General features: G+C 60.9%; 21 protein-coding genes. 12 read left to right on the forward strand and 9 right to left on the reverse strand.

The genetic code is table 11. The features are described from left to right. Positions 1 to 115: 115 nt before the first annotated feature. The 4 genes from ACSHXH_RS17435 to ACSHXH_RS17450 all read right to left on the reverse strand — a co-directional run bounded on the left by ACSHXH_RS17435 (position 116) and on the right by ACSHXH_RS17450 (position 4,410). Complete coding sequence (locus ACSHXH_RS17435) at positions 116 to 1,324, reverse strand: beta-ketoacyl-[acyl-carrier-protein] synthase family protein (protein WP_435673079.1); 1,209 nt, start codon at positions 1,322 to 1,324, stop codon at positions 116 to 118. Between the two features lie 6 nt (positions 1,325 to 1,330). Continuing rightward, positions 1,331 to 1,591 (reverse strand): acyl carrier protein, encoded by a 261-nt coding sequence (locus tag ACSHXH_RS17440; protein WP_435673080.1) that lies wholly within the window; start codon positions 1,589 to 1,591, stop codon positions 1,331 to 1,333. Between the two features lie 87 nt (positions 1,592 to 1,678). Next, the gene (gene lpxD / locus ACSHXH_RS17445) at positions 1,679 to 2,770 is read right to left on the reverse strand and encodes a UDP-3-O-(3-hydroxymyristoyl)glucosamine N-acyltransferase (RefSeq protein ID WP_435673081.1); all 1,092 of its coding nucleotides are present in this window, start codon (positions 2,768 to 2,770) and stop codon (positions 1,679 to 1,681) included. Between the two features lie 29 nt (positions 2,771 to 2,799). Further along, complete coding sequence (locus ACSHXH_RS17450) at positions 2,800 to 4,410, reverse strand: L,D-transpeptidase family protein (RefSeq protein WP_435673082.1); 1,611 nt, start codon at positions 4,408 to 4,410, stop codon at positions 2,800 to 2,802. A gap of 349 nt (positions 4,411 to 4,759) precedes the next feature. Here ACSHXH_RS17450 and ACSHXH_RS17455 point away from each other — a divergent pair, with 349 nt between their 5' ends. Continuing rightward, positions 4,760 to 5,329: a YcbK family protein gene (locus ACSHXH_RS17455; RefSeq protein WP_435673083.1), complete on the forward strand. Its 570-nt coding sequence runs from the start codon at positions 4,760 to 4,762 to the stop codon at positions 5,327 to 5,329. 95 nt (positions 5,330 to 5,424) lie between these two features. Here the strand turns inward: ACSHXH_RS17455 and ACSHXH_RS17460 are convergent, their stop codons facing one another. Then, entirely contained in the window at positions 5,425 to 7,380 is a 1,956-nt protein-coding gene (locus ACSHXH_RS17460) for an autotransporter domain-containing protein (protein WP_435673084.1), read from the reverse strand. Between the two features lie 345 nt (positions 7,381 to 7,725). On the opposite strand from ACSHXH_RS17460, the gene ACSHXH_RS17465 reads away from it, so the two are divergent. Beyond that, positions 7,726 to 7,974 (forward strand): hypothetical protein, encoded by a 249-nt coding sequence (locus ACSHXH_RS17465; RefSeq protein WP_435673085.1) that lies wholly within the window; start codon positions 7,726 to 7,728, stop codon positions 7,972 to 7,974. Between the two features lie 36 nt (positions 7,975 to 8,010). On the opposite strand, the gene ACSHXH_RS17470 is transcribed toward ACSHXH_RS17465, so the two are convergent. Continuing rightward, a complete protein-coding gene (locus tag ACSHXH_RS17470; protein WP_435673086.1) occupies positions 8,011 to 8,526 on the reverse strand; it encodes a toxin-activating lysine-acyltransferase in 516 nt (171 codons plus the stop codon). Between the two features lie 143 nt (positions 8,527 to 8,669). Next, on the reverse strand, positions 8,670 to 10,037 hold the full coding sequence (locus ACSHXH_RS17475) for an aspartate aminotransferase family protein (RefSeq protein ID WP_435673087.1): 1,368 nt from the start codon (positions 10,035 to 10,037) through the stop codon (positions 8,670 to 8,672). Positions 10,038 to 10,158: 121 nt separating this feature from the next. On the opposite strand from ACSHXH_RS17475, the gene ACSHXH_RS17480 reads away from it, so the two are divergent. The 10 genes from ACSHXH_RS17480 to ACSHXH_RS17525 all read left to right on the forward strand — a co-directional run bounded on the left by ACSHXH_RS17480 (position 10,159) and on the right by ACSHXH_RS17525 (position 21,161). Continuing rightward, entirely contained in the window at positions 10,159 to 10,836 is a 678-nt protein-coding gene (locus ACSHXH_RS17480; protein ID WP_435673088.1) for a GntR family transcriptional regulator, read from the forward strand. Further along, a complete protein-coding gene (locus ACSHXH_RS17485; RefSeq protein ID WP_435673089.1) occupies positions 10,836 to 11,837 on the forward strand; it encodes a LysR family transcriptional regulator in 1,002 nt (333 codons plus the stop codon). The genes ACSHXH_RS17480 and ACSHXH_RS17485 overlap by 1 nt, the downstream gene beginning before the upstream one ends. Before the next feature lie 169 nt (positions 11,838 to 12,006). Then, positions 12,007 to 12,771: a class II aldolase/adducin family protein gene (locus ACSHXH_RS17490; RefSeq protein WP_435673090.1), complete on the forward strand. Its 765-nt coding sequence runs from the start codon at positions 12,007 to 12,009 to the stop codon at positions 12,769 to 12,771. A 42-nt stretch (positions 12,772 to 12,813) separates the two neighbouring features. Further along, the gene (locus tag ACSHXH_RS17495) at positions 12,814 to 14,370 is read left to right on the forward strand and encodes an ABC transporter substrate-binding protein (RefSeq protein ID WP_435673091.1); all 1,557 of its coding nucleotides are present in this window, start codon (positions 12,814 to 12,816) and stop codon (positions 14,368 to 14,370) included. 71 nt (positions 14,371 to 14,441) lie between these two features. Next, the gene (locus tag ACSHXH_RS17500; protein ID WP_435673107.1) at positions 14,442 to 15,419 is read left to right on the forward strand and encodes an ABC transporter permease; all 978 of its coding nucleotides are present in this window, start codon (positions 14,442 to 14,444) and stop codon (positions 15,417 to 15,419) included. Continuing rightward, positions 15,416 to 16,255 carry an ABC transporter permease gene (locus ACSHXH_RS17505; protein WP_435673092.1) on the forward strand — a complete coding sequence of 280 codons (840 nt, stop codon included), beginning with the start codon at positions 15,416 to 15,418 and terminating at the stop codon, positions 16,253 to 16,255. The genes ACSHXH_RS17500 and ACSHXH_RS17505 overlap by 4 nt, the downstream gene beginning before the upstream one ends. Then, positions 16,252 to 17,883 carry an ABC transporter ATP-binding protein gene (locus ACSHXH_RS17510; RefSeq protein ID WP_435673093.1) on the forward strand — a complete coding sequence of 544 codons (1,632 nt, stop codon included), beginning with the start codon at positions 16,252 to 16,254 and terminating at the stop codon, positions 17,881 to 17,883. The genes ACSHXH_RS17505 and ACSHXH_RS17510 overlap by 4 nt, the downstream gene beginning before the upstream one ends. Next, complete coding sequence (locus ACSHXH_RS17515; protein WP_435673094.1) at positions 17,880 to 18,857, forward strand: 2-hydroxyacid dehydrogenase; 978 nt, start codon at positions 17,880 to 17,882, stop codon at positions 18,855 to 18,857. Before ACSHXH_RS17510 ends, ACSHXH_RS17515 begins: the two co-directional genes overlap by 4 nt. A gap of 22 nt (positions 18,858 to 18,879) precedes the next feature. After that, positions 18,880 to 19,911 carry a histone deacetylase family protein gene (locus tag ACSHXH_RS17520; protein ID WP_435673095.1) on the forward strand — a complete coding sequence of 344 codons (1,032 nt, stop codon included), beginning with the start codon at positions 18,880 to 18,882 and terminating at the stop codon, positions 19,909 to 19,911. 2 nt (positions 19,912 to 19,913) lie between these two features. Next, positions 19,914 to 21,161 (forward strand): Zn-dependent hydrolase, encoded by a 1,248-nt coding sequence (locus ACSHXH_RS17525; RefSeq protein WP_435673096.1) that lies wholly within the window; start codon positions 19,914 to 19,916, stop codon positions 21,159 to 21,161. On the opposite strand, the gene ACSHXH_RS17530 is transcribed toward ACSHXH_RS17525, so the two are convergent. Together ACSHXH_RS17530 and menC are read right to left on the reverse strand one after the other, a co-directional pair. After that, positions 21,162 to 21,842 carry a GNAT family N-acetyltransferase gene (locus ACSHXH_RS17530; RefSeq protein ID WP_435673097.1) on the reverse strand — a complete coding sequence of 227 codons (681 nt, stop codon included), beginning with the start codon at positions 21,840 to 21,842 and terminating at the stop codon, positions 21,162 to 21,164. Continuing rightward, the gene (gene menC / locus ACSHXH_RS17535) at positions 21,839 to 22,954 is read right to left on the reverse strand and encodes an o-succinylbenzoate synthase (protein ID WP_435673098.1); all 1,116 of its coding nucleotides are present in this window, start codon (positions 22,952 to 22,954) and stop codon (positions 21,839 to 21,841) included. The genes ACSHXH_RS17530 and menC overlap by 4 nt, the downstream gene beginning before the upstream one ends. Positions 22,955 to 22,983 lie beyond the last annotated feature (29 nt).

Here is a 22,983-nt window from a genome sequence, read left to right on the forward strand (position 1 = left end):
GCATGAAGTTTTTCGCTCATGCCGCATTTCCCCCGCTGCGAGCGCACGCAGCATAAAAACAAAATGGCCGGGTCGGGATCAGAGCAGTCGTACGCCCCTTGCGTCATCGACACCCTCACACCCGCCGCAGCGCCAGAACCGCGTTCAGCCCGCCAAAGGCAAAGGCATTCGACAGCGCCACATCCACCTTTGCGTCGCGGGCCACGTTGGGCACCACGTCCAGCGCGCATTCGGGGTCTGGTTCTTCATAGCCGATGGTGGGGGCGATCACCCCGTCGCGCAGGGCCATGATGCAGGCCAGCAATTCAATCGCGCCTGTGCCACCGATGCAGTGCCCGTGCATCGACTTGGTGGACGACATCATCAGCCGGTCGGCATGCGCCCCGAACACATCCGCCACAGCGGCACATTCGGTCTTGTCATTGGCAGCTGTTCCGGTGCCATGGGCGTTGATATAGCCCACATCCTCGGGGTTCAGCCTCGCATCGTGCAGAGCGCCTGCAATGGCCCGTGCTGCGCCGTTCTTGGATGGCATCACGATGTCAGATGCGTCCGAGGTCATGGCAAAGCCCACAACTTCGGCAAGGATCGGCGCCCCGCGTTTGCGCGCATGCTCAAACTCTTCGAACACGAACACGCCTGCGCCCTCGCCCTGCACCATGCCGTTGCGGTTCGCCGAAAACGGGCGGCAGGCGTCGCGGGACATGACGCGCAGCCCTTCCCATGCCTTGACGCCGCCAAAGCACAGCATGGATTCCGACCCGCCCGTGATCATCACCGGGGCCGACCCGCCATGCACCATCTGAAACGCCTGAGACATTGCGTGGTTCGAGGACGCACAAGCGGTAGAGACGGTAAAACTTGGACCTTTGAGGTTGAATTCCATCGACACGTGGCTGGCGGCGGCGTTGTTCATCAGCTTGGGCACAACAAACGGATGCACGCGGTTCTTGCCCTGCTCGTAGACGCTGCGGTAATTCTCATCCAGCGTGGTCATCCCGCCGCCCGAATTACCCAGAACGACACCGGACTTGGCCGCCAATTCGCCCGAGAACTCCAACCCCGCCTGCGCAATCGCCTCGCGGGCGGCGATCAGGGTGAACTGGGTGAACCGGTCATACAGCGACAATTGCTGGCGGTTGAAATGCGCAGTTTCATCAAAGTCATGCACCTGCGCGCCGATCTGAATGGCCAGCCGTTCGACGTCCTGAAACGCCAGCGCGCTGATCCCGCAGCGCCCTTCGCGCATCGCCTCAAGCGTGTCGGGCACGTTCAGCCCCAGCGCGTTGACCGTGCCCGCCCCGGTGATAACGACCCGCTTCATCCGCGATCAGCCTTTTTGCCGGGCGATCAGCCCTTCGACACCCGCGATCACGCTGGCAACGGTCGAGATATCGAAATCGCTTTTGTCAGGTTCATTGGCATTGAACGGCACCTCGATGTCGAACTCTTCCTCAAGCGCAAAGATACATTCCACAAGGCCCATGCTGTCGATGCCCAGATCCTGCATCGTGTCCGTCAGGGCCACATCCGACGGTTCGATCATCGCTTGGTCGGCGATGATGCGACTGACCCGCTGCTCCACGCTCATATGCGTCTCCCGGTGGCTGTGTGCGTCTGCGTCTGCGTCTGCGTCTGCGTCTGCGTCTGCGTCTGCGTCTGCGTCTGCGTCTGTGACTTAGTCACTCGGGTCGGTCTTTGAAACTGCTTTCTTGAGCGTGGCCACATCCGCAATCAGCCGGGGCAGACGGCGGATTTGTTTGTAGAGGTCGAGCTGGGTGTCCATCTTCATCGCCGGATAGCCTAGCATAACACGCCCTGCCGGCACGTTTGACAGAACCTTGGTCGCGCCGCCGGTGATGACATTGTCACCAATGAACAGGTTGTCGCTGACCCCGGTCTGGCCACCCAGAACCACGTTATTTCCAAGGCGGCTTGATCCGGCAATGCCCACTTGCGCACAGATCAGGCAGTCGGTGCCGATGACCACGTTGTGCCCCACCTGCGCAAGGTTGTCGAATTTGCAGCCATTGCCCACTTGGGTCGCGCGCACGGTGCCACGATCAATACAGGCATTGGCCCCCAGTTCGACATCATCGCCAATGGTCACACCGCCCAGCGAATGGATACGTGCATAGCTTTGCGCCGTGGCACCGGCCTGATCTCCCAGCGTTTCACGTACTTTTTCGGCGGCTGACGGTTCGGGCGTGACAAAGGAAAACCCGTCTGCCCCAACCGTGGCCCCGAAATGCGCAATGAAGCGGTCGCCGATGGTGACGTCGTGCCCGATCCGCACACCGGGATGCAGCAGCGCGCCCTGCCCGATACGGCTGTTGCGGCCCACAAAAACCTGCGCGCCGATCACCGATCCCGCGCCGATCTGAACATCTGCGCCAATGACTGCAAAGGGTCCGACCGAAACGCCCCCGGCCAAATGGGCCGTCGGGTCAATCAAGGCAGTTTCATGGATGCCCGGCATATACCCCGCGCCTGCGTCCATCATCGCCGACAAGCCTGACATCGCATAGCGCGGACGCGGCGCAAGCAAGGCAGCGGACAGCCCGTAGGATTGCCAATCGGCCCCGTCCCAAAGCATCGCCGCTTGCGCCTGACCTGCCGTCAGCTGCGCAGCGAATTCCGGCTTCATCGCCAAGGCCAGATCAGACGCCTGCGCCTGCGCCGGTTCGGCCACGGCGCTGATACGCAACCCTGTATCACCCTCGGCACGCAGACCAAGGGCGCTGGCGATCTCTGCAATCGTAAAGGACATCTGTGCCTCCGGCCTGACTGGCCGCAGGTTTAGCTTTGAACGCCGCCGATCTCCACCCCTGCCGCGCTAAGCGCGGTCCAGATCGCAGAATCGCGGTCATATACGTCGCGGCGGAACTGGGTGTGCCCCTTGGCCGTCGTGAACGCGGTGCGGTAAATCAGGTGGACCGGCACGGGTTGCTCCAGGTTCACCCGCGATTCTGCACCGCTGCGCAAATGCGACTGGAAAAACGCAACCGGATCAGAGGTCTGCGGGGCCAGCAAGGCGTAGGCAAAATCATGCGGATCGTTCAGCCGGACACAGCCGTGGCTGTAGGTGCGGACCTCACGCGAGAACAGATCTTTTGCAGGCGTATCATGCAGATAGATGTTGTACTTGTTAGGAAACATGAACTTGACCGTGCCCAACGCATTGCGCGGACCCGGCTTTTGCCGCATCGAGAACGGGAAACTGCGATCCGTGTAGCTGGCAAAGCTGCGATTGCGACTGACAACGCGGCCCCGGCTGTCGACGATTTCGAGATGGGACACGGCACCGGGATTGCTGCGCAGCTTTGGCAGGTATTCGCGGGTGATGATCGACCGGGGCACAAACCAGCTTGGGTTGATGACCATATGGTCCATCTCGTCCGAAAATTCAGGCGTCTGGCGGTCCAGCTCTTGATGACCCACGACCGACCGGGTTTCAAAGGTCGGCTTGCCATCGTCAAAGATGCGCGCGTTGAAATCCGCGATATTCACGAGGATATGACGTCTGCCCAAACCTTCGGGCAGGTTGATCCAACGTTCCCGCTCCATCGCCACGATCACCGATTTCAGCCGCTCCTGCGGGGTCGCGTTGATCTGGTCAAGCGTGCCGCCGCCTGCAACGCCGTCCACGGTCAGGCCGTGGTTTTCCTGAAACAGGCGCACTGCGTCGGTGATCGCGGCGTCATAGCGCGCCGAAACTGTCCGATCGAGATAGTCCATGGCGATCAAACGGTCGCGCAAGGCAATCACCCCGGCCCCGGTGTCACCGGGTTCATATTTGCCCGCAGGCACAGGCGCGCCCCATCCGCCATGCGCGATCGTGTATTCAAGCCGCATCTTGGCGCGCATCAACCGCGCGTATTCCTGCGATTGCGGCACAAGAGAGGCCATAAAGCTGCGCGGCGCATCCGACAGTAGCCCGGCCAAATAATAGCTGGTTTCGCGGCGCGGAATGGTGCGGACGATTTCGCGCTGAACGCGGCTTGGCGTGTCGATCACGCCGGTTTGCAGATCGCGGGCAAAGTCCAGATAAAGCTCAGTCAGCGCCACCTCGACCGCGCCACGGTCATAGCCGCTGCGCACCGATGCCATACGCGACAACAGCGCTTCGGCATCATATTTTGCGGCGGGCAAACCGTGATGGCCTGCCGTGCTCAGTGCTTCAAGCAGGGCCGCGCGGCGCTCGAAATGCGCGGGATCACTGCCTGTCCAGATTGGCTCGAACCCGCGTGCGCGGTAGAATTCGGCGATCTGCTCATCCCCAGAGACGCTTTCGGCGACCGCTTGCTGGAATGCGGTGACCTGCACGGCGCCCGCGGTTTGCGGAGCCATAAAACTGGCGGCCACAATCGCAACAACGGCTGCGCTGCGCAAAAACATCCCATGGGTCATCAATCACTCTCCAAGCCTTAAGGTTTTACAAACAAAACAAAACGTTCCAAGAGCCGATGGTGTATGCGGTCGCCGCTTGCTGTCTATTCACAAAAGACGTGAGTGACCCTTTTGTGCAACATATGCGGCACGGCTGCATCGCCCCCACAGGGTGTAGCGCAAACCTAACACAGTCTGGACCTTTAAGCAGAAATTTGCCGAAAACCCTTGAATTGGACTTTTAGTGGGAAGTTCAGGTTTTTTTTAGATTCGTGTTGTGTCATAGTCCCGTGACGACCACGACGGGCATTCGGCAGGTTCGCGGAACGACGCGGGCACACGATACTGAAAACGGGACAGGCACTTTACTATGACAGACATGGTATCTGGCGGCTTCACGCGGCGCGGACTTCTGACAGCCTTTGCGGCAACAGTGGTCACAGCAGCCCCCACCTTTGCATCGGCTGCGGGCTTTCTGCGCGGCGGTGGTGATATCCGACGGATCAAAATGTACTCTGGCCGCACCGGCGAACGCATTGACATGATCTACTGGATCGAAGGCGATTACATTCAAGATGCGGTCAAGGAAGTGCACCATTTCATGCGCGACTGGCGTACCAATGATGTGAAATCCATCGACCTGCGCACCATCGATATCATGGCAGCCGCGCATAATCTGATGGATGCGTCCGAACCCTACACGCTGCTGAGCGGTTATCGCAGCCCGAAAACCAACCAGATGCTGCGCAGCAAAGGGTCAGGCGTGGCCAAGAACTCGCTGCACCTCAAGGGTCAGGCGGCCGACCTTCGGCTGAACTCCCGCTCGGTCAACCAGATGGCGCGCGCTGCCGCAGCCTGCAAGGCCGGCGGCGTAGGAAGCTATTCCGGTTCAAACTTTGTCCATATGGATTGCGGCCCAGTGCGCAGCTGGGGCCGGTAAGACACAGCACCAACACTATGAAAAAAGGCTGCCCTTTTGTGGGCAGCCTTTTTCGTTTTCAGGTGGCGAGCATGGGGCGCATGGCCCCACGCTGATCAGAATGTCATCTTGTAGGTCAAGGCCCCGGTGAACCCACGCGCGCCGTCCAAGCCGACAGAGCTGGCGCCGGTCAGGCTCAGGAACGATCCCGATCCAAATTCCTTGACCACCGATCCCGAGATATAGCCCCAGGTCTGATCCGGGCGCGGCGCAGAAACGGTGCCAAGCGTGTCTTCGTTCGGGCCGAGCGACACTTTGAGCGGGTCATCATTGAAATCATGATCTATTGAGCCACGCAGGTTGAACACCCATCCGTCCATGTTCTCGGTTTCGATGATTGCCGACAACCCGGCGGTGATCCGGCTTGAGTCGTATTCGGTATCCCCAAATGACAAGCTGGCCGCACCGTTGGATTCCGTGAACCCGTCGATGGACACCTTTTCCCATGTGTAATGCGCAAACGGGTTCAGCCGGACCTGGCTGCTCAGCGCATAAAGCGCGCCACCACCGACGCGGGCAAACCGGTAGCTGCCTTCGGTGTCTGCTGTATACCGCTCTGTTGCCGGGCCAAGCGTGAAACTGCGGGTGATGTCATCAACATTGATCCGCCCGGCGCCAAAGGCCGCGTTCAGATAATAATTCGACGTCACGGCCACCTGACCGAAGACAACGCCAACCATCAGGTCACTGTCAAAGCCACCGGCCCCATTGTCGAAATCAACCTCACCATAATCAAGGCTGATGCCTGCGCCGATGGTGGCGTTGGGGGCGACCACGATATCAGCCCCGGCTTTGATCACGCGGGTCGATCCTTCGATGCCCGGCGTGACCTGCTGTGCCTCTGCCTCGAAGCGACCAACATCAAGGCCCGCATAGACATCAATCTCGCCGACGTCGCGGCGGCGCGCAGTGCCATCCGCATCGGTGGTCCGCATCACGGTCGGGTTCATCCGGTTCTCAAGCGACAAGCCGTGCTGGCGCAGGGCGGTCATGGTTGCGGCCGAAATCGCCCCGGTCTGGGTGGCGGCCTGAAGCCCGGCAAACGCCGCTTCGCCAAAGATCGCATGGGCCGCTGTTGTCGGGTGGACCCCATCGGCAAAGACGCGCAATTCGCTGTCCGGCGACGCGTTAAGGCCCTGCACACAGGCCAGCGAGTTGCCCGCACAGGCCGTCACCGTGGCTGCGTCGGGGGCCGTAAAGCCGTACTTGACAGGATCGCTTTGCACCGCGCCGAGAAGTTTCTGCGCATCCACCACGACCGCCCTGTCCCCGATAGAGGCCAGCAGCGTGGCATTGAACGCATCCGTCAACGCGGTCTGCAAACCGGCCCCTTGCGGGCCGAGCGACAGGCCAAAGGGCGTGGCCCCGATATCCGGCACCGTCACGACGATCACCGACTCGGCTCCTGCGGCCTTGACCCGGTCCACCAGCCCGACCAATTCGGTGGCCGCTTGCGCCATGTTGGCGGCGGCTCCCTCGGGCGTGATTGCGGCGGCACCTACGGCCCCGGCCTGAGCAAACACATCATTCGGGCCGCCCCACAGGATCACAAGGTCGTTTTCCCCCAGCGACGGGCGGTCCGTCAAAAGCCGGTCCACCTGTTCGGCCAGCGACCGCGTGGTGATGCCCCCTGTCGGATTGAAGGCTGACCCCTGCGGATCGGTGACGCGCGACCCGCCTTCGGCATAGATCGTCCCGCCCAGCGCGACCTCGTCGATCCCGGCAAGCGGCACTGCGGAGTAGACATTCGGACCAAGGGTCAGGCCAAGCGCATTACCCAGAACCTCGCCATAGGTCAGCGCCGATCCATCGGCCGCATTGGTCAGAAACTTGTAGTTGATGACGGGCAACGCCCCGCCGCTTCCGGCCACCACGGCCTGCGAATAGGTGCCCGCATCACTGAGCGAGTCGCCGATGATGAACACGTCATCAAACCGCAATTCGTCGGCAGTTGCGATGCCAGCCAGACCTGTGAGCATGGTGCTAGCCACTGCAAAACTCTTGATTTTCATCCCTGATCCTCCTCTCGGCGACATTTTGCCACCAGATCGCCCTGTTCCAGACAAGCGATTTGGCAGTTGAGGAGTCAACGCAAAACTTGCCTCAATTCGCGGGAATACGAGGATACGTGTTGTGACCTTGCGTCGGCAGTCGAAACAGTCCCAACGCAGAAAGGGTTGACGGACGCCTTTGGAGTCGGATTAGTTAACGACGTATGCGCCGTTGCATTGCAGTCTTTTCGATGCGCCACGGCGGATCATTTTATCTTGGTATTACTTTGGAGCCCCATAATGTCTCACACGATTAACGCTGACCTCGGTATCGAAAAGATTTTGAAGAATGAAGAACCTAGAAAAATGGACCACGGACAGGTTAGGTCCGTATGTGCACCTCTTGATGCCCTGCGCGCAGACCTCGCGTCGGTTGTCGACGTACCGACCGCATTGCACGCGGCAGACTCCCACATCGTTCAGTCGCGCTCGATCGGCAAGCTTCTCAAGAACGAAAAAGAAGACAGCAGCTATCAGAACACACAGACTTTGGGCGGTGCCGACCTTGGCGAAAACCTAAGGTCCATGACAGACACCACGATTGCCCGCGTCTGACCCAGCCTGCTTTGAACCGATAGAACGCCACGGTGCTCACGCGCTGTGGCGTTTTTCGTTTTCAGACGGATCAGACGGCGGCGTCAGAACCCGGTGTAAGCGCGCCCCCGTACGGGTGAGTTCCACCACGCGACGGCTGCGTCTGGCACCAACACGGAGCATAAACGCCCTTTCGTGATCCTTGAACACCGGGTCGTGGATAAAGTCTTTCAGGATGTCCTTGATCGTACCGCCTTCGGCAATGACATGCAGGAACCAAAGCTGAGATCCGCTGTTCCACGCGGCAACGCTTGGCAAAAACCCGGTCGACAGATAGGTCTCGACCATCTCATCATTGAGAAACGCCCAGACCACACCCGCGCTGGGGCGATCGGTATCCCCAAGGAAAATACGGCAATTGCCCGCGCGCAGAGCGCCGTGCAGGATCGGAATTGCGACGTTCAGCTTGAGTTCCCCAAAGGCCGACGTCGCCCCCAACAACGCGAACATTCCCATCGCGCGGTCGTAGTCATCAAGGCTTTTGGCCGGGTTTAAATTCGCGGTTTTCAACATGGCACAGCTTTACAAAGTCGATCAATATAAGACCAACGTACCGCGCTCCTGATCAAAACGCACGGCTCTTGTTTGGCTTTGGCCAAGGCACGAAAAACGGGCCTCGCATATGGCAAGGCCCGTATGTTGAAACGGTCGGTGCTTTAGACCGCGAGTTCCTTTGAAAACCCGTCCAAACTGCGGTCGACCACGGAAAGGATGTCCTTGATCTGGGCGGCGGTGATGATCATCGGCGGGCAAAAGGCCATGGCGTCCATCATGTTGCGCGAGATCAGTCCGTTCTTGAGGAAATGCGCGTTGAGCCCTGCACCCAGCTTACCGGGGGCAAAGTCGTCTGCGCGGCCTTCGGGGGCAACAATCTCAAGCGCGGCAATCAGGCCGACGCCGCGCGCCTCGCCCACCAGCGGATGGCCGGTGAACTTGGCCAGACCCGCCTGCAATTCCGCCCCGCGTTCGGCGGCGTTGGTGACCAGATCACGTTCTTCGATGATTTTGAGATTCTCAAGCGCCACTGCCGCGCCCACCGGGTGCGCGCCGCCGGTATAGCCGTGACCCAATACGCCAATGCGCCCGGATTCGTCGGCAATCGGGGCATAAACCTCTTCGGTCATCATGAAAGCCGAGAACGGAAAATAGGACGAGGTGATCTGTTTCGACATTGTCATGATGTCGGGTTTGATCTGAAAGGTGTCACAGCCGAACATGTTGCCGGTGCGGCCAAAGCCGCAGATCACCTCGTCGGCAATCAACAGGATGTCGTATTTGCCCAGCACCTTCTGGATCTTCTCCCAATAGGTCTTGGGCGGCACCACAACGCCACCTGCCCCCATCAAAGGTTCCGCGATGAAGGCGGCGATGGTGTCGGGGCCTTCGGCCTGGATCATTGCATCCAGATCCTCGGCACAACGGGTGGCGAACTGTTCCTCGCTCTCGCCCTCCTGGCCTTCGCGCCAGTAGTGCGGACAGGTGGTGTGCAAAATGCCCGGCAGCGGCAGATCAAAGGATTTGTGGTTATAGGGCAGCCCGGTCATGGAGGCGGATGCAATCGTCACCCCGTGATAACCGCGTATCCGCGAGATCACCTTTTTCTTTTCCGGTTTGCCAAGGCTGTTGGAGCGATACCAGATCATCTTGAGGATGGTGTCATTCGCCTCGGACCCGGAATTGGTGAAGAACACCTTGCTCATGGGCACAGGCGCCATGCCGATCAGCTTTTCCGCCAGATCAATCGCCGGCCCGTGCGAGCGGTGCGCAAAGTTGTGGTAATACGGAAGCTTGCTCATCTGTGCGGTGGCCGCGTCGATCAGGCGCTGTTCGTTGAACCCGACACCGACGCTCCAGAGGCCAGACATGCCTTCGATATATTTGTTGCCATGCGTGTCGAACACATGCACGCCCTCACCCCGGTCCATGATCAGCGGGCCGTTTTGTTCATGCACACGGGCGTTGGTGTAGCCGTGGAAATGATAAGCGATGTCGCGGGCTTCGTCGGAATTGGGGCGCAGGTCCATGGGGCACATCTTTCGCAATGTCGGTGAGTCTCATGTCACTGCTAACGGGTGAAGGGCTGGCGTGGCAAGGTATTTTGATGCATCATACATCAAACTGCCCATAACGGAGGCACGGCACAGCATGGATGCCATCGGACGAAGCCATCTGGGACAACAGGTCTATGACCGGATCGCAAAGGCGCTGCTGACCGGGCAGATGCGCCCGAATGACCGGCTGACGATCCGCGGGCTGGCGGACCAGCTTGGAGTAAGCAGCACGCCCGTGCGCGATGCGGTCAAACAGCTGACGCAGGAAAACGTGCTTGAGCATCGGTCGCCCAAAGACGTGCGCGTGCCTGTCATGTCCGAGGCGACGTATCTCGAAATCCTTGAAATCCGGTTGTCGCTTGAAGGGTTGGCAGCCGAGCGTGCGGCACAAACCGCCACGCCGCTGCATATCCGCGACCTGCGCCGACTGCTGGATCGCAATGATCGGGCCATCGAGAAACGTAGGTGGGCGGATGCGACCGAAGGCAATCAGGAATTCCACCTCGCCCTCAGCACTTTGGCCGGAATGCCGGTGTTGCAAAGCATCCTCAGGGGGTTGTGGTTGCAGATGGGGCCGTTGGTGGCCTGCTACTATGACACGCAACCACAAGGGCTGAACACGCATCACTATGCGTTGTTAAAGGCAATGGAGAACCACGATGGACCCGCTGCGCGCCGCGCCATCGAGGCGGATATCGCCTCGGCCAAGCCAGCGATGCTGGGCCAGATCGCGGATTTGCGCAAGCGGCTGGTCGCGGCTGAGGCGGCCTGATGACCAAACCCCTGCCCCCGGATCTTGACCTGCCAGAGTCAGACACCCCGGATTTTGACACCCCGGATTTAGACACCACTGGGGTCTGTGACAACTGGGGCCTGTTGCGCAGCTTTTACTACATCGCCTCGCGGCAGGGCGTGACGCGTGCGGCCAAGGCCCAAGGTGTGACACAGCCATCAGTAAGTGCCGCGCTGCAACGGTTGGAAAAGGCTGTGGGACAGACGCTTGTCCAGCGCGGTCAGCGGGCGTTCGAACTGACCGCCGCCGGACAGGTTTTGTTCTCTGAAGTCGAAAAAATGTTCGAGGCATCGCTCAGGGCCGAGGAAAAGCTCAAGGCACTGCATTCGGGCCTGGTGGGCACGGTCAAGGTGCAGGTCGTGACCGGCGCGCGCAGCGATCTGTTTGACGAGATCCTGCGCCTGATGCACCAGCGCCACCCGTCTGTCGTGCTCGACCTTCAAATCGCGTCAAGCCACACCATCCTGCACAACGTGGCGTCGGGGATCGTGCCCTTTGGGGTGTGCCTGATGCAGCGCCCGCTGTCGCGGCTCAGCTGTCATCTGCTGCTGCGGGCGCGCTACGGGGTGTTCTGCGGGGCCGAGCATCAGCTTTTTGGACGCAATGATGTGTCTTTGACCGAATTGCGCGACATGCCGTTCATTTCGTTTTCCTGCGATGCCGAAGGGCGTGCGCCCGAACCGATGATCGCCCTGCGGGACAGCACCGGGCTCGGGCGCACTGTCAGCGGCACCAGCGGCGACTTTGCCGAAGTGTGCCGCATGATCACCGCCGGGCTGGGTATCGGAGTTCTGCCGGTGCATGCGGTGGCGCGCGAGGTGGCGGATGACACCCTGTGGCAACTTGATCTGCCGGGATCAGAGCTGCGCGCGGATTTGTATTTCGTGGCCGACCCCAACCGCCACACAAGCCCTGCTGAACAAACGTTTCTCGACATCGCGTTTGAGGTCCTGAACAGCCTGTCTCCGCAGATCACATAGCCTTAGGCACTGCGAGACATAACCTAAACCTATTTTGCAGATGCAGATCCGGTTGTTAGGCTCAAATTACTTGAGTGGATGCTGCCCTGCGATGCCAGTCAGACACGTCTGAAAACAAAGCGTTTTCAAACCTTGCTGTGATCGCCGGCCCTTTTGGAAAGTCCCGCGCATGAAGCACGACTCGATTGACACGGTTGCTATTGAGAGGCTGCATTTGGCGGCTGCCTACCGTTTGGTGGCGCATTTTGGGCTGGATGACAGCATCTTCACCCATATTTCCGCCCGAGCGCCCAAAGAAGAGGCAGAGCACGGGTTTCTGATCAATCCGTTTGGTCTGCGCTTTGACGAAGTGACCGCGTCGAACCTTGTGACGGTCGATCTTGATGGCACCGTGATCCGCGACGAGTATGGCGCAGGTATCAACGATGCGGGCTTTACCATCCACAGTGCCGTTCACGCCGCCCGCCCCGAGGTGGGCTGTGTGCTGCACACGCACACCGTCGCGGGTGTTGCGATTGCGTCGATGAAAGACGGGATTCTGCCGCTGAACCAATGGTCGCTGCAATTCTACAACCGCGTGGCTTTTCATGATTACGAAGGCATCGCGCTTGATCTGGCAGAACGCGACCGGCTGGTCGCCGATCTGGGCAACGCCAAGGCGATGATCCTGCGCAACCACGGGCTTTTGACCTGTGGCGGCACCGTCGGCGAGGCGTTTGCGCTGATGTATAACCTTGAACGGACGTGCAAGGCGCAACTGGCGCTGTTGTCGTCTGGTGCGGACCTAAACCCGGTCACGGACACCCTCGCCGAATTTACGGCCAGCCAATACGACATGCTGACCAAAGACCGGGGCAACCCGGACATCAAAGACCCCGAGTGGGAGGCGTATCTGCGCCTTGCTCTCACATATTATCCGGACCTGTCGCAATAAGTCAGGCCGGGTGGTTCACCTCCATCAACAGGGAGACTACCCATGAAGACACTGAAGTTTATGACCACAGCCGCCGCGATCGCGATGGCCTCGGCGCTGGCGGCCGAAACCCCGGTCTCGGGCGGCACGCTGAACGCCGTGATCCAGCCCGAACCACCGGGTCTGATGCTTGGGCTGATCCAGAACGGCCCGACACAGATGGTGGCGGGCCAGATCTATGAAAGCCTATTGCGCTATGACACCGATCTGAACCCGATGCCGTCGCTGGCCAAAGAATGGACCAAGTCCGAAGACGGGCTGACCTATACGTTCACCCTCCAGGACGATGTGCTCTGGCATGACGGCGTGCCGTTTACCTCTGCCGATGTCGTGTTCTCGGTCGATGTGTTCCTGCGCGAAACCCATGCCCGCCTGCGTGCGAGCCTTGTGCATGTGGCCAGCATCGAGGCCCCGGACGACAAGACGGTTGTGTTCACCCTGAACCAGCCCTTTGGCCCGTTCCTTGGCATCTTTGAGGCCGGGACCATGCCGATGATCCCCAAGCACATCTATGAAGGCACCGATTACGCCAATAACCCGGCCAACAACACGCCCATCGGCACCGGCCCGTTCAAGTTCAACGAATGGGAACGCGGCAGCTTTATCCATCTGGTCAAGAACGAAGACTACTACATGGAAGGCAAACCCTATCTGGATGAAATCTACTATCAGGTGATCCCAGACGCAGCCTCGCGCGCGGTGGCGTTCGAGACCGGCAAGGTCGACCTTTTGCCCGGCGGATCGGTGGAAAACTTTGACATCCCGCGCCTGACAGCGATGGACAATGTCTGCACGACCAATGCCGGTTGGGAATTCTTCGGTCCACATTCATGGATGTGGTTGAACCTGCATGAAGGTCCAATGATGGACAAGAACCTGCGCAAAGCGGTGATGCATGCGCTGGACCGTGAATTTGCCCGTGACGCGCTGTGGAACGGCAATGGCACGGTTGCCAAAGGTCCGGTCAGCTCGGTCACGCGCTTTCACGAGGCCAACACGCCGGACATCTCGTTCAACCCGGAAAAGGCCCAGGAATATCTTGCGCAATCGGGCTACAATGGTGAGAGCCTGCGCATTCTGCCCCTGCCTTACGGCGAAACATGGCAGCGTTGGGCGGAAGCCACCAAACAGAACCTTGCCGAAGTGGGCATCGAATCCGAGATCGTCGCCACCGATGTGGCCGGTTGGAACCAGAAGGTCGGGGATTGGGATTTCGATCTAGCCTTTACCTATCTCTACCAATACGGAGATCCGGCGCTGGGTGTGTCGCGGACCTATATCTCGGACAACATCGCCAAGGGCAGCCCGTGGAACAACGTGTCTGGCTATGTGAACCCAGAGGTGGATGCGCTGTTTGCCGACGCCGCGATTCAGGCGTCTGACGCACGGCGGCAAGAACTGTACACGCAGGCGCAGAACATCATCGTGGATGACGTGCCGGTGGCATGGATGCTCGAACTAGAGTTTCCCACGATCTATCGCTGCGATCTGAAGAACCCGGTCAGCACCGCAATTGGCGTCAATGACGGCATGCGCGACGCGTGGCTTGATCGCGGCTGATCTGATCTGACACGACGACCGTCGCGCCCGTGTGGCGCGGCGGTGACTTTTGCACCTCATAACCACGGGATATCCTTGTGCTTGGCTTTATCGCGGCGCGGCTTGTGAAGGCCGTTTTCATCCTGCTGGCGATCCTCGTTCTGAACTTCGTGCTGATCCACGCAGCCCCCGGCGATCCGGCGGCGGTGATGGCGGGCGAAGCCGGTGCGGCGGACGAGAAATTCCTTGAAGACTTGCGCGAACGGTTTGGTCTGGATCAGCCGTTCACCGTGCAGCTTTGGAACTACATGAAAGGCGCTGTGCAGCTTGATCTGGGGTATTCCTACCGCCAGCAAATGCCGGTGGCCGAGCTGATCTGGGACCGCCTGCCCGCGACGCTGCTGCTGACCGCGACCGCCTTTGTGATCTCTATCGTGATCGGTGTGGCCGCTGGCGTGCTGGCCGCGCAGACGCAGGGCACTTGGTGGGACACTCTGATCTCGACCGTGGCTCTTATCTTCTATGCCACACCGCTTTTTTGGGTGGCGCTGATGGCGTCGCTCTTGTTTTCCGTCTGGCTTGGGTGGCTGCCCGGCTTTGGCTATCAAACCATCGGGGCGAACTATACCGGCCTTGACCGCGTCCTGGACATTGGCAAACACCTGATCCTGCCCGCAACCACGCTGGGCCTGTTCTTTACCGCCATTTACATGCGCATGACGCGGGCTTCGATGCTTGAAGTCTCGCGGCTTGATTTCGTCAAGACCGCCCGCGCCAAAGGCCTTCGCAATTCGGTGATCCAGCGCCGCCACGTTTTGCGCAACGCCTTGCTCCCAGTGATCACGCTGGCCGGTTTGCAGGCGGGCCAGATCGTTGGTGGTGCGGTCCTGACCGAAACCGTGTTTGCGTGGCCGGGCATCGGACGGCTGATGTTCGAAGCGATCAGCCAGCGCGATTACAACGTGATTTTGGGCGTCTTCTTTATATCGGCCGCGATGGTGCTTTTGTTCAACCTCATCACCGATGTTCTGTATGGCATCGTTGATCCGCGCATCCGGCTGACACAATGAGCGCGTTCTGGTCCCGTTTTCGCCAAAACCGAGGCGCCGTGATCGGTCTGGTCATCCTGACCATCGTTATCATCTGCGCCGTGTCCGCGCCGTTCCTGTTTCCGCGCAGCCCCTGGTCGATGGTACAGCGCCCGTTCCTCCCCCCGTTTGACATGGAGGGTCTGCCTTTGGGCACCGATGCGTTGGGACGAGACGTGCTGTCGGGGCTGTTTCACGGCGCGCGCGTATCGCTGCTTGTGGGTCTGGTGTCCACCGTTGTGGCGCTGGCCATCGGCATCCCCATCGGGGCGCTGGCGGGTTACTATGGCGGTTTGGTCGATGACGCGCTGATGCGCTTTACCGAGTTCTTCCAGACAATCCCGAGCTTTGCGCTGGCGATTGTTCTGCTGGCAATCTTTCAACCGACGCTGGCTTATGTGATCCTTGCCATCGCCATCGTAAGCTGGCCCCCTGTCGCGCGACTTGTGAGGGGCGAAGTCCTAAGCTTGCGCAACCGCGAATTTGTCGAGGCCGCCACCCTGTCCGGTCAAAGCAACCTGCGCATCATCCTGCGCCAGGTGTTGCCCAACGCCCTGCCCCCGATCATCGTGCTGGCGTCCTTGATGGTGGCGACCGCGATCCTGCTGGAAAGTTCGCTGTCGTTCCTCGGGTTGGGTGATCCGAACGTCATGTCCTGGGGCTACATGATAGGCGCCGCCCGCACCGTTCTGCGCACCGCGTGGTGGCTGAGTTTCATTCCCGGCATCGCAATCCTGCTGACGGTGTTGTCGTTGAACCTGATTGGCGAAGGGCTGAACGACGCGCTGAACCCGCGCCTGCGGAGGCGCACGACATGACGCTTCTGACCATCGACGCCCTCTCCATCGCCCTGCCCAAAGGCGCGGACCGCGCATTGGCAGTCAAGGACGTGTCCTTTACCTTGGACAAGGGCGAGATCCTCTGCATCGTCGGCGAAAGCGGGTCAGGAAAGTCCATGTCAGCCAATGCGCTGATGGGGCTTTTGCCCGAAGGGGTAACGCCGTCGGCAGGGACCATTCTGTTTGAAGGACGCGACCTGCTGACCCTGAGTGACGACGCGATGATGGCCCTGCGCGGCAAAGACATCTCGATGATCTTTCAGGAACCGCTCAGCGCGCTGAACCCGCTGATGCGCGTCGGCGACCAGATCGCCGAGGTGTTCGAGGCGCATAACCTTCTCACCCCGTCCGAGCGCCGCAAACGCGCGTTGGAGCTGTTGCACGAGGTGGGCCTGCCAGATCCCGACACCACGATCCGCGCCTATCCGTTCCAATTGTCCGGCGGTCAACGGCAGCGCGTGGTGATTGCCATGGCGCTGGCATTGGAGCCAAAAATCCTGATCGCGGACGAGCCGACCACCGCTTTGGACGTGACCACGCAGGCACAGATCCTTGATCTGATCGAAGATCTGCGCAAGCGGCATGGCATGGCGGTGCTGTTCATCACCCATGATTTCGGCGTTGTGGCCGACATTGCCGACCGGGTGATCGTGATGCAGCACGGTGAAGTTGTTGAAACGGGGGATGCGGACACGGTTCTGCTCAACCCGACGCATGCCTATACCCGCGCTTTGCTCGATGCGATCCCCGGCCTGACCTTCCGCGACAGCGTGGAACAAACCGCCCAGCCGATCCTGAGCGTGCGGGATCTGGACATGACATTCACCACCCGGACCGGCGGGTTCTTCAAGAAACCCCGCGTGGTCAAGGCGGTGCAAAAGGCAACGTTCGACCTGTATCAAGGCGAGACCATCGGTATCGTTGGCGAAAGCGGATCAGGCAAATCGACGCTGGCCCGGTGCCTTGTGCGGCTTTTGAAACCGCAAAACGGCGTGGTCGAGATTGGCGGGCAGGACATTTCCAAGATCACCGGCGACGCGTTGCGCCAGCACCGCCGCCGCATCCAGATGGTGTTTCAGGATCCCTACTCCTCGCTCAACCCGCGCGCACGGATCGGCACGATCCTGACCGAGGGGCTGATCGCCTACGGCACCGACAAATCCGCGGCGCGCGAAAAGGCCAAAGAATTGCTGACGGTTGTGGGGCTTGACCCTTCGGCGATGGACCGCTTTCCGCATGAATTCTCGGGCGGGCAGCGACAGCGTATCGGCATCGCGCGGGCGCTTGCGTTAGAACCCGAGGTGATTGTTGCAGACGAAGCGGTGTCGGCGCTGGACGTCTCGATCCAGGCGCAGGTGCTTGACCTGCTGGCGGGTCTCAAGGACCGGCTGAACCTGTCGATGATCTTTATCACCCACGATCTGCGTGTCGCGGCACAGGTCTGTGACCGCATCATCGTGATGCAGCGCGGCGAGATGGTCGAATTTGGCCCCTCGGCCCAAGTTCTGGGCACGCCGCAAACTGCCTATACGCAATCCCTGCTGGACGCGATCCCCGGCAAGGCGCATGAAGCCGCCCTTGCCAAGCAGAAGGAAGCGCAGCTGTGAACCAGACCGCCCTGAAAACCCGCGACGATGTGATCGAAGGCGTCTACCTGTGCACCGCGCTTGATCTGCCGGACCTGTTCGGCGCGGCCGTGGCCGACCAACCGGGATTAAAGCTCTACCGCCCCGACGAGGTGCCCGACCCTGCCCGAATTCGCTTTGCGCTGGTGTGGCGGCCCGCGCCGGACGCGTTTGACGCCTATCCAAACATTGACCTTGTGCAGGTGATCGCAGCGGGTGTCGACGGCGTGCTGCGCAACCCGAGCCTGCCTGCACAGGCCACCGTCACCCGTGTGCATGACGACGAACAGGCGGCCATCATGGCCGGGTTTGCCGCGTGGCATGTGGTGTGGCACCATCGGCAGATGGGCCATTACCTAGCCGCGCAGGCGCAGGCCACATGGGATCGCACCACGATCAAGACTCTGCGCCCCCCGTCACAAGTGTGTGTCGGTATCCTTGGCTACGGCCTGATGGGACAGGCGGTCGCACGTGCCGTCACCGCGATGGGCTTCCCCGTTATGGTCGCCACGCGCACCACCGGCGACAGCGGCCCCGGTGTCACCCGGATCGCGGGCACGGAGGCGGTACATAAGGTGGCGGCGCAGTCCGACATCCTGATCAATATCCTGCCGCTGACGCAGGCCACGCAGAACATCCTGAACGCCGATCTGTTTGCCCGGATGCCCAAGGGGGCGGCGCTGATCCAGCTTGGGCGCGGGCCGCATCTTGTCGAAGACGATCTGCTTGCCGCCTTGGACAGCGGCCAGATCGGCGGCGCCTCACTGGATGTGTTCCGGCAGGAACCGTTGCCCGCAGATCACCCGTTCTGGACCCATCCCAACATCGTTGTCACCCCGCACGAAGCCTCTGTCACCTCACCACGTGCCGTGTCCGATACGCTGGCGCGATCAGTGCAGGAACGCATGGCAGGTCAGCGCCCGGCGGCGGCGGTGGACACATCAACCGGCTATTGAGACCAACCAAGGACCACCCTGCATGAAAGCCTTTTTCGACGAACGCCAATTGGGTCACAAGCCCGAGATCTATTATCGCGGCGGTGCGCCCATGGGCCATCCCGAACAACCCCACCGCGCCATCCTGATCCGCGAGATGCTGCTGGAGAACGGATTTCCCGTTGAGGCCCCAGGCGATTTTGGCACCGATCCCATCAAGGCAGTGCACGATCCCGACTATGTGGATTTCTTTACCGATGCCTATGCGCGGTTTCTCAAGGAAGCGCCCGAAGGCGCGCTTGGCATTCCGACGCGCCATCCCGGCACGCGGCGCGGGCGCTGTCCCAAGGATATCAACGGCGCGATGGGCTGGTGGATGACCGACACATCAACGCCACTGACCGAAAACACCTATGAGGCGATCTACTGGTCCGCGCAGACCGCGATTGCAGCGGCCAAGGACGTGATGGGCGGCGCGCGCGCGTCTTACGGGCTAAGCCGTCCTCCGGGGCATCACGCGATGACCGATTGCGCCAACGGGTTTTGTTTCTACAACAACGCCTGCATCGCGGCGCATCATATGCGGGGCACATGGGGCAAGGTGGCGCTTTTGGATGTGGATGTGCACACGGGCAACGGGTCGATGGATATCTTCTATGACCGGGCCGATGTGTTCTTTTGCTCGTTGCATCCCGATCCGGCAGTCTATCCGACCTTCTATCTTGGCTATGCCGACGAAACTGGCGAAGGTGATGGCGTTGGCACCACGCGCAACGAGGTGCTGAACATCGGCGATGGAGAGGCAGAGGTGATGGCCGCGCTGGACCGGGGCATCGCCGCCATTCAGAATTTCGGCGCCGAGGCGCTTGTGGTGTCGCTCGGTTTTGACATGGCCGCTGACGACCCGCTTGCGGCGGTGGATGTCTACCCCGAAGGCTTTGCCGAGATGGCCCGCCGCATCGCCGCAATGGGATTGCCAACGGTTCTGATCCAGGAAGGCGGCTATCTTGGCCCCTCGCTCAAGACCAATGCAGAGGCGTTCCTGACCACGTTCCGCGACGCAACCCGCACCTGACGATGAGCTATGCGCCGGACAGCACGGTCGATCTGGACCGCTTTACCGCGAGCCTTGAGGCCTCCGCCCGGATTGGGCCGGGGCGTCCCGGAGGATTGTCGCGGCTGACCCTGTCGGATGCCGACCGCGAGATGCGCGACCTGTTTGTCGGCTGGTGCCGAGACGCCGGGCTGGCCGTGACCGTCGACACCTGCGGCAATATCTTTGCCCGCCGCGAGGGAACTGACCCCGATGAGCCGCCCGTGCTTGTGGGCAGCCATCTGGACACGCAGATCAATGGCGGGCGCTTTGACGGAATCGCGGGGGTGCTGGCCGGTCTAGAAGTGGTGCGCACGCTCAACGACCTTGGCCATACCACGCGCCGCCCGCTGGAGATCGTCAACTGGACCAACGAAGAAGGGGCGCGGTTTTCACCGCCAATGGTGGCGTCCGGCTGTTTCATCGGAGCCTACGAGGTAGATTGGGTGCACGGCTTGACCGATGATGACGGGCTGCGCTTTGGCGATGAACTCGCGCGGATCGGCTACCTGGGCGACACCCCTTGCGCACCGCGCCCCATCGACGCCTATTTTGAGCTGCATATCGAACAAGGCCCGATCCTTGACGCCGAAGGGTGCGAAATGGGCGTTGTGATCGGCGGTTACCCCAGCCACGGCATGCGCGTGCGGTTTGACGGGCGCACCGCCCATACGGGCCCCACCCCAATGGATCAGCGCCAGAACGCGCTGGCGGCAGGGGCACGCTGGCTGACGATGGCGGACGACATTGGCTGGGCCTATGCAGCACAGGATGGGAAGGCCAGCGCGGCGCGGCTTGTGGCGTGGCCCAACAAGGCGGGGATTTTGTCGGACCATGCCGAGGCGGTCTGCGACGTGCGCCACCCCGACACGTCCACAGCCCGTGTCATGGCAGAACGCCTGCGTCGCGCCGCATTTGAAGCGGCAGCGCGCTGTGGCTGTCGCTGCACGGTTGAGGACACATGGCATTGGGGCGGCGATATCTTTGACGCGGGGCTTGTCGCCTCGATCCGCCAGCATGCTGAACGGATGGGCGTGACCCACCGCGATATCCAGTCCCAGGCGGGGCACGACGCCTATTTCCTTGCCCGCCATTGCCCGACAGCCATGATCTTTACCCCCTGCCGCGACGGGATCACGCACAACAACGAAGAATTCTGTACCCCCGACAGCTTTCGCGCCGGGACCAATGTGCTGTTGCATGCGGTGGTTGAACGGGCGGACCGTGCCTGACTAGCGACGCAGCAGATAGCTGTAGGAGGCTTTGTCGAAGCCCGCGATTTGGTGCCCACCTGCAAAGGCGGCCTCCAACGTGGCGCGCAGGCGCATTCGTTCGGCCAAGGCAAAGGGCGGATCGGTTTGGCACAATGCGGCGAAATCGGCCGGGATCGTGACGCGCAGATCAGAAGCGACAGGGTCAACACGATCCTTGGTCAAATCCCATTCAGCCAACACCCGATCCGAAGGCACACCCGCGTTGATGCCCGCCATCTGGCCATAATAATCGCGGTGATACGTCTTGGCCGTTGCACCCAACGCATGGATGTTCAACGCAGCATTGGCGCGGCGGATCGGATCATAGGTCCAGCGCACCTGCGTGATGCCACGCGCCAGGCACCAGTCCTTTTGATAGAGCTTCATCCGCAGGCCAAGCCCCTGCCCTTGCCAATCAGGATGCACGCCCAAACGGTGCGAATGCTGCGCTTTGGGATCGCGGGTGGCAAACCCAAACAGAAACGCCACCATCTGACCCGCGTGAAACGCACCGGCCACCAAACCGCCCTCGTGCTGGATCGCAAGCATGAGATCGGAATTGTCGGCCGGATCATCCTTGCCCCAGACCAGACGTTGAAACGCCTCGGCCGCCTTGAGTTCGGCCAGACCGTCCAGATCACGCAGAACAAGGTCAGTCATGCGGTCCAGACCTCGACCACTTCGGACACCGCGTCCAGAGCGGCATAATCCAGCGTCACACCGATGCCCGGCCCGCGCGGCATAGGCATCAGACCGTTCGTAGCTTCAAGCGGTTCATTTACGATATCGCGCGCGAAATACCGGCTGGCGCTTGAGGTGTCGCCGGGTTTGGTGAAATTCGGCATCGTCGCAAGGTGGATGTTGTGCGCCCGTCCCACCCCGCTTTCGAGCATCCCGCCGCACCAGACCGGCGCGCTGAAGGCGGCGCTGACATCATGGATCGCGCGGGCCTCTGCATAGCCGCCAACGCGGCCCACCTTGATGTTGATGACCCGCGCAGCGCCCATCTGAAGCGCAATGCGCGCGTCCTTGGCGGTGCGGATGCTTTCGTCCAGACAGATCGCCGTGGTCACGGCGGCCTGCACCTGAACGTGGTCGAAGATGTCGTCAAAGGCCAAAGGCTGTTCGATATAATCAAGGTCAAACGCATCCATCGCGCGCAGGACCGGCAGATCGGACAGGGTATAATCGGTGTTGGCATCCACCGTCAGCTTGATATCGGCAAAGCGGTCGCGCACGCCTGCCAAAAGCGCCAGATCATGCCCCTGTTTGATCTTGAGCTTGATGCGCCGGTAGCCCTGATCTTGCGCCTCGGCAATCCGGTCCAGCGTCACGTCCAGCGGTGCGATGCCAAGGCTTACGCCCACTTCGATCTGGTCGCGCGCACCGCCCAACAGGTGGCAGAGCGGCTGGTTGAGTGACCGCGCCCAAAGATCCCAGACCGCCATCTCGACCACGGCCTTGGCCATGCGGTTGCCACACCACGGGGCCAACAACGGGTCCACATCCGTGGGCGCCGAAAGGCGCTGGCCCAGCAGCTTGGGCAACACCGCACCCCGCAACAGGTCAAGCGCCCCGGCCGTGGTTTCCTCAAGATAATCCGGCAAAGGGTCCATCACCCCTTCGGCCACGCCTTCTAGCCCGTCACCACGCAGGATCAGCAGCGGAAAGGTCTTGTGCGTCATCGTCCCGGTGGAGATGACAAAAGGCGTGAGCAAGGGCAGATGCACCATGCGCAGTTCGATATGGTCGATCTTGATGGGTTGGGTCATGCCCAATTGGTAGGCCACCCGGACGCGTA

The organism is Marivita sp. (genome assembly GCF_051251565.1).
In the GTDB taxonomy this organism is placed as follows: domain Bacteria; phylum Pseudomonadota; class Alphaproteobacteria; order Rhodobacterales; family Rhodobacteraceae; genus Marivita.